This window comes from Bacillus sp. CCNWLW194, assembly GCF_037120585.1.
GTDB classification, from domain to species: Bacteria; Bacillota; Bacilli; order Bacillales; family Bacillaceae_G; genus Bacillus_A; species Bacillus_A basilensis.
Genome location: NZ_JBBBBL010000043.1, coordinates 1 through 5,823, shown reverse-complemented (window position 1 = coordinate 5,823; position 5,823 = coordinate 1). Strand labels below are relative to the sequence as shown.

The window sequence follows — 5,823 nt, the reverse complement described above, 5'->3', positions numbered from 1 at the left end:
CATAATTCTCGTTAATGAAAGTGAAAATTATAAATTTAATATGTTATATGGTCGTTTATCTTTTAGCGAACTAAAATCATGATTTGATTTGGTCCTGTACGTTTCATCACACGATATCCTTTAGTTGATGTTGTAGCAATTCCCTCATCATTAGATTTACAATAACCATCTACTTGACAGGTACCATCATCACGAACTAGAAGTTTTCCGACAAGACCTACAGGAACCCATTCAGGTCTTTGCAGTCGCGAAATATATTCTTGTAAAGGGTCCCATTCAGGGTTTAATATCGGTTCGGTTTTTGTAAAAGCTGGGTGGATCACTTTTCCATCGTCATCTTTTTTTTCTGGTACAACAACTTCATGATATTGAGTTCTGCCCCATTCATCTTTTACGAAGAGGTTATGCCAACGTAAATCACTTGCATCTGCAATCATGGCTGGTGTTGCACTCACTACCCCTAGAATGTAATCATCGTTTGTATTTGCTTTTCTGATTTTTTCCCCGTATAAAGTTACAAAGTGTCCGACATCAATGGAGTTTCCATCAATGGTTTCAAACATTTCTGCATAATCTGCAGCATTAGGAGATATTACAACACCGTCGAGATAAAGATTTCCTGTTGCTCCTTCAATTACAGCGGAATTTAAGGATGGTCCAACAGCAAGACCATTTGCCAAATGCCAAGAAAAAGGAAATCGTGTAGTTCCATTTTGCCCCATAATATGAGAACCTGTATGAGCTACATTTACAGTGGTATTAAACCCTTCAGCATGAGAGAAATTTGCATTTGCTGTTGTGCCATCTCCTTCGGCATGGGAGGAAGATCCACTTGCTGTTGTGAAAGATCCTTCGGCATGGGAGGCACCTCCACTTGCTATTGTGAAAAATCCTTCGGCATGGGAGACACTTCCACTTGCTGTTGTAGTATTGCCTTCGGCATGGGAGGAAAATCCACTTGCTATTGTGAGAGCTCCTTCAGCATGGGAGTGATTTCCACTTGCTGTTGTAGCATTGCCTTCAGCATGAGAACAGTCCCCGATCGCACGGGTGTTACATGCCTCCGCATGAGAGGCAAATCCGCTTGCAATCGTACTACTTCCTTCTGCCACAGAACATCCATTATCGGGGTCAGTTCTAATACAGATTGTTGCGGTTGGTCCTGTAGGTCCAGTATTTCCTGTAGGTCCAGTATTTCCTGTAGGTCCAGTATCTCCTGTAGGTCCAGTGTCTCCTGTAGGTCCAGTATTTCCTGTAGGTCCAGTATTTCCTGTAGGTCCAGTGTCTCCTGTAGGTCCAGTATTTCCTGTAGGTCCAGTATTTCCTGTAGGTCCAGTATTTCCTGTAGGTCCAGTATCTCCTGTAGGTCCTGTAGGTCCAGTATCTCCTGTTGGCAAAGTAAAAGAAGGAATAGGTGGTAATGTAGGACCAATTAAATTTGGATCTAATGCAGGGGCACTTAATACATCATCCGGTATAAGACCCTCCCATTTCTTTTTATTAAACATAATTCACCTCCAAAAACTTTTATCATAGTTAGTAAATGTATGAGAGGGAAAAATGACATTTATAAAAAAACGACACGATTTTTATGAAGAATGTTATATATAAATCATTTTTTTATAAACTAGTTTCATCTGTTTAGTTTTGTATATCGTATACATATTTTGTTAACATAACGCATTATTATCGGTAGCAAGGATAAAGGAAGAACCCCTGTTTTTATGGGATTCTTTTTTCTTTTTTAGTAAAATTAATATGCATGATTTTATACATGGTTGATATAGCGAGGATTCTAGAGATCCGCGCTATTCTTTTTTTGCATACAATCTTGCATATTTTTAGTGTGGTTTCTGACGAAGTGAGAACAAAATAATAAGATGTACATTTAAAAGGCCCCTCGGCTTGTCTGAGAGGCCTTTTTGTTCTTTGGTGTTTTGTATGTTCGAGAAAATACAAATAGGTTAGAGGTGAATCTGGAGTGTTTGAGGGGTATATAACAAGTTTGGGTACTGTTGATTTTATAGAAAAAAGATATGAAAAGTTAGGTAGTATTACTGAGGTAGAAATTTAAGTTTTTACTTCTGTAATACTTGGGTTTTATGGTACGTAATGGTACAATTATATGTACTAAAAAGTACATCGTGGAGGTACTAAAATGGACAAAGAAAAAACAATTCAAGTCAAATTTACCGTGAATGAAGAACAATATGAGAAGTTAGAAATGTTGGCGAAGATGAGAGAACTTTCTGTACCACAGTTTTGTAAATTAACTTCGTTACAAGTAAAAATACAACCAGCTCGACCAATTATTGTTGAGGGAAAATATGAGATGCCTGAACCAGAAGTATTGCTGATGAAAGAAGTAGAGGAACGTTATAATACTGAGAAGCAATTTTTAAAGATAGATAAAGGATTTAATGAGCGATTATATGAATATGCAGTGAAAAAACGAGAGGAAAACGAAGACGATCAATAGAGGTCGTTGCATGTGTTGGTCAATCAAAACGGACCTAGCGAAGCAAAGGGAGTATTTGACTTGACCAACTGGACTACACCCGAACTCTCTTGGCACTGAACAAACTACCGTTTGTTCCTGCTAACCGGCGAGGGAGCCCCTCAAGGATTGAGGGGTTGGGGAGTTCGATTGAGGGGGTCAAGGGGAAGAGTTCCCCTTGTAGGTTCGGACAAAGTCCGAGGTTTGATTCGGCTTGCCGAATAGCCCCGAAGGGCACACCTTTACGATAGTAAAGTATAGTGTGCTATACTTTACATGGAAGTCCACCGAAAAACAGTAGAGAAGTATATATACTTTATATGGTTCTAGGGACTGATAAGGACGTAGAACCAATTGGAAAAGAGGCGAAAAAATGAGTTACGCAATTTGCCGGATGCAGAAATTTAAAATGCGAGATGTGAAGGGAATTCAAATTCATAATCAGAGAGAAAAAGAGAGTCACACAAATCATGATATTGAATCAGAGCGAACACATCTTAATTATGATTTACATAATGATGGCCACATTGATTATTTGAAAACAGTGAAAGACAAGATTGAGCAGAATGTAGAGATCAATCGGGCGATTCGAAAAGATGCGGTTGTGATGTGTGAGTTTGTGGTAACAAGTGATAGAGAATTTTTCGATGTGCTGGATATGGTTGATCCAGCTCAACAAAAAGTATTTTTCAAAGAAGCATACAGTTTTTTAAAAGAGAGATACGATGAGCGTAATATTGTACATGCAGCGGTACATTTGGATGAGAAAACACCTCATATGCATGTTGGAATGGTTCCAGTAACGGAAGAGAATAAATTATCAGCGAAACAGATTTTTAACCGAAAAGAATTAGTTTCGCTCCAGGACGATTTTCATGCTCACATGGTAGAAAAGGGCTTTTATTTGGAACGTGGTGTATCAAGTGACAAAAAGCATGTAGAAATGCGAAAATTCAAGGCAATGACCGCAAAAGAAGAGATAAATGCTTTAGAAAAAGAGATCGGACAATGCCTACAGAAAAAAGAAGTAGTAAATAAGCAAATGGAACAATTAGAATCTCGTTTGAATCAATTACAAAACGCAGTGAACTCAACAAATAAAGTCGATAAGATCGAAGTTAAACATAAAGGTGGTATTTTACGCTCTAAAACCGTTGAAATGAGCGTAGAAGACTTTGAAGAACTCAAAACTAAGGCAAAGGCATCAGAAGCTTTTAAACGTGAAAATATGACGTTACATCGCAAGAATGAAGCATTACAAGCGAGTAATACAGATTTACATACAACATTGAAACGTTTGGAAAAAGAAAATGAAGGGTTAAAGCCATATAAAGGCAAATATGAACGTCTAGCAAAATTATTTGATGAAATGAACAAATTTTATGAGAAGTTTATTCCGAAAGAAGTGTCAAAATTTCATGAAATAATTGGTTTTTGTAAGAGAAAAGTAAATGCATCGATAAATAGATTTAGTTCTTTTAGATATTCGGAAAAAGCATTGAATGAAAATGAGAAAAAAGGATATGAAGCAGCATCAAAGTTTCTTGCAACTCAACAAAAGCAACAAAGAAAAGAACGTGGAAATGAACGAGAACTTTGATAGGGGGATTATCAATGAAAAAATTAAAGAGAAATGCAATTCAATGTCGAAAATGTGGTGATGTAATTGAATCTAAAATTACTCATGATTTTAAGTATTGTTCATGCGGATCAGTAGGAGTAGATGGTGGTTTAGAATATGCTCGTATTATTGGTGATTCAGAAAATTTGATTGAACTTTATGAATATGAGGATAAATAAAAAGCATTACATCCATTGATGTAATGCTTTTTATTTAGGTACAAAATTAATTTTAGGAAGAATATGTTTTTGTAAACTGTTATCACTAAATGAACTTAATGTTTGTGTCTTTGCATCAAATTGTAGTCCCAATGCTTTAAATATAACTTCTGTTTGTACAGGGGATAGACTAAATGATACTGTATCGTCATCTAAATAAATATTTAATTCAACGCCCTCAATCATTATTTTTCGTCTCCAATCCTAATTTTTTTGGTTCGTTTTTTGTTGTTTCTTGTTCTGGAAGAGCTTTTTGTTTTCCTCTTAATATGTCGATAGAATTTAAAGGTTTATCCTCTTCATAATAACTCAATAGTATTTGTCGTTTTGTATCATTACCCTTCATCATGATGTTAGGATTTACGATATAAACGCCATTTTGTTTTTTTTTGATAAAATTGCTTTCTTGTAGCTTTTTCATAATACGTGTAACTGTACTTACACCGACACCAACATCTTTTGAGATACTTCTATATGTGCCTATAAAAAGATTGTTAGATTGGTTTGTATTTTCAGCTATGTATATAAAAACATCTAGTTGTTTGTTGTCTATGATCCCTAGAACTGTTAAGAAATCCATTAGATACATTTTCCAAAAGTTTTTAGTTCCATAAACTCTTTTGGTTATTTGGTCTACATGAATAACTTCTCCAGTTTCAGTATCTACTAATTCTCGTTTCTTTTGACCGACTAAGGTTTGAGTTTCTGCATGATATTCTAAATTTTCGTCATGTTTTTCCATGAAATATCCCCCTATTTATTTAATGTGTATGTATTCAAACTTGAACACCAAATATCTCTTTAAAAGAACACTAACACAATCATATAAAAAATACAATTGTATTCATCAAAAGAATACAGACATCTTCAAAAATGAACACAATTGCTATCAAATATGAACACAAGAAAAAACGCCAAATCCATTGGTATGACTGGGATTGTCCCACTTTTTGCTAACATTCCCTCTCTTCTAATATCAAAGGGGCTAAATAGCCCCTTTGATATTTTAAAAAAAGACCAACTAAAAGTTGGTCTTTTTTTCTCTTTTTCCTTAAGAGCTAAAATTTTTACAAGGAACAGGTAGTATTTTTTGAGAAAAACACTCAAAAAATCTCCACCTTTTCCGCTTTGCTTCATCCTTGTAGAAATTTTTTCGGCTCGTATGCTTTTTTCGCCAAGCCGACAGACAAAAAGCAAAGCAATGGTTCTCGACTTGGACAAGCAAGTATACGAGCCGAACCGCTTAGATCATTCGCTCTGAAATAGTTCTTATTCGAAAATTGATACGTAATATGTGGGGGTTCGCCCCCACACGACGAGCCAGCACTCTAGCCAAAAAGCAAAAGGAAAATCGAAAGACAAAATCATTCTATGTAAAAAAATCAGCCATCCATATGGACAGCTGATTTACATAATTCTCGTTAATGAAAGTGAAAATTATAAATTTAATATGTTATATGGTCGTTTATCTTTTAGCGAACTAAAAT

The 5,823-nt window shown here is 35.7% G+C and carries 7 protein-coding genes; 3 read left to right on the top strand and 4 right to left on the bottom strand.

Going from position 1 to position 5,823, the window contains the following annotated elements; genetic code table 11:
* Positions 1 to 62 precede the first annotated feature (62 nt).
* Positions 63 to 1,508 carry a peptidase G2 autoproteolytic cleavage domain-containing protein gene (locus tag V7S50_RS33845; RefSeq protein ID WP_336376851.1) on the bottom strand — a complete coding sequence of 482 codons (1,446 nt, stop codon included), beginning with the start codon at positions 1,506 to 1,508 and terminating at the stop codon, positions 63 to 65.
* A 650-nt stretch (positions 1,509 to 2,158) separates the two neighbouring features.
* Between V7S50_RS33845 and V7S50_RS33840 the strand changes: the two genes are divergently transcribed.
* The 3 genes from V7S50_RS33840 (at position 2,159) to V7S50_RS33830 (ending at position 4,297) form a co-directional block, all read left to right on the top strand.
* Complete coding sequence (locus tag V7S50_RS33840; RefSeq protein ID WP_242256820.1) at positions 2,159 to 2,479, top strand: hypothetical protein; 321 nt, start codon at positions 2,159 to 2,161, stop codon at positions 2,477 to 2,479.
* 391 nt (positions 2,480 to 2,870) lie between these two features.
* Positions 2,871 to 4,097 (top strand): MobV family relaxase, encoded by a 1,227-nt coding sequence (gene mobV / locus V7S50_RS33835; RefSeq protein ID WP_252209376.1) that lies wholly within the window; start codon positions 2,871 to 2,873, stop codon positions 4,095 to 4,097.
* Positions 4,098 to 4,111: 14 nt separating this feature from the next.
* Positions 4,112 to 4,297 (top strand): DUF7695 domain-containing protein, encoded by a 186-nt coding sequence (locus V7S50_RS33830; RefSeq protein WP_242256823.1) that lies wholly within the window; start codon positions 4,112 to 4,114, stop codon positions 4,295 to 4,297.
* 30 nt (positions 4,298 to 4,327) lie between these two features.
* Here the strand turns inward: V7S50_RS33830 and V7S50_RS33825 are convergent, their stop codons facing one another.
* The 3 genes from V7S50_RS33825 to V7S50_RS33815 all read right to left on the bottom strand — a co-directional run bounded on the left by V7S50_RS33825 (position 4,328) and on the right by V7S50_RS33815 (position 5,443).
* Complete coding sequence (locus tag V7S50_RS33825; RefSeq protein WP_242256825.1) at positions 4,328 to 4,522, bottom strand: hypothetical protein; 195 nt, start codon at positions 4,520 to 4,522, stop codon at positions 4,328 to 4,330.
* Positions 4,515 to 5,078 (bottom strand): replication/maintenance protein RepL, encoded by a 564-nt coding sequence (locus V7S50_RS33820; RefSeq protein ID WP_242256827.1) that lies wholly within the window; start codon positions 5,076 to 5,078, stop codon positions 4,515 to 4,517. Before V7S50_RS33820 ends, V7S50_RS33825 begins: the two co-directional genes overlap by 8 nt.
* Before the next feature lie 125 nt (positions 5,079 to 5,203).
* Entirely contained in the window at positions 5,204 to 5,443 is a 240-nt protein-coding gene (locus V7S50_RS33815; protein WP_252209377.1) for a hypothetical protein, read from the bottom strand.
* Positions 5,444 to 5,823: the final 380 nt, after the last annotated feature.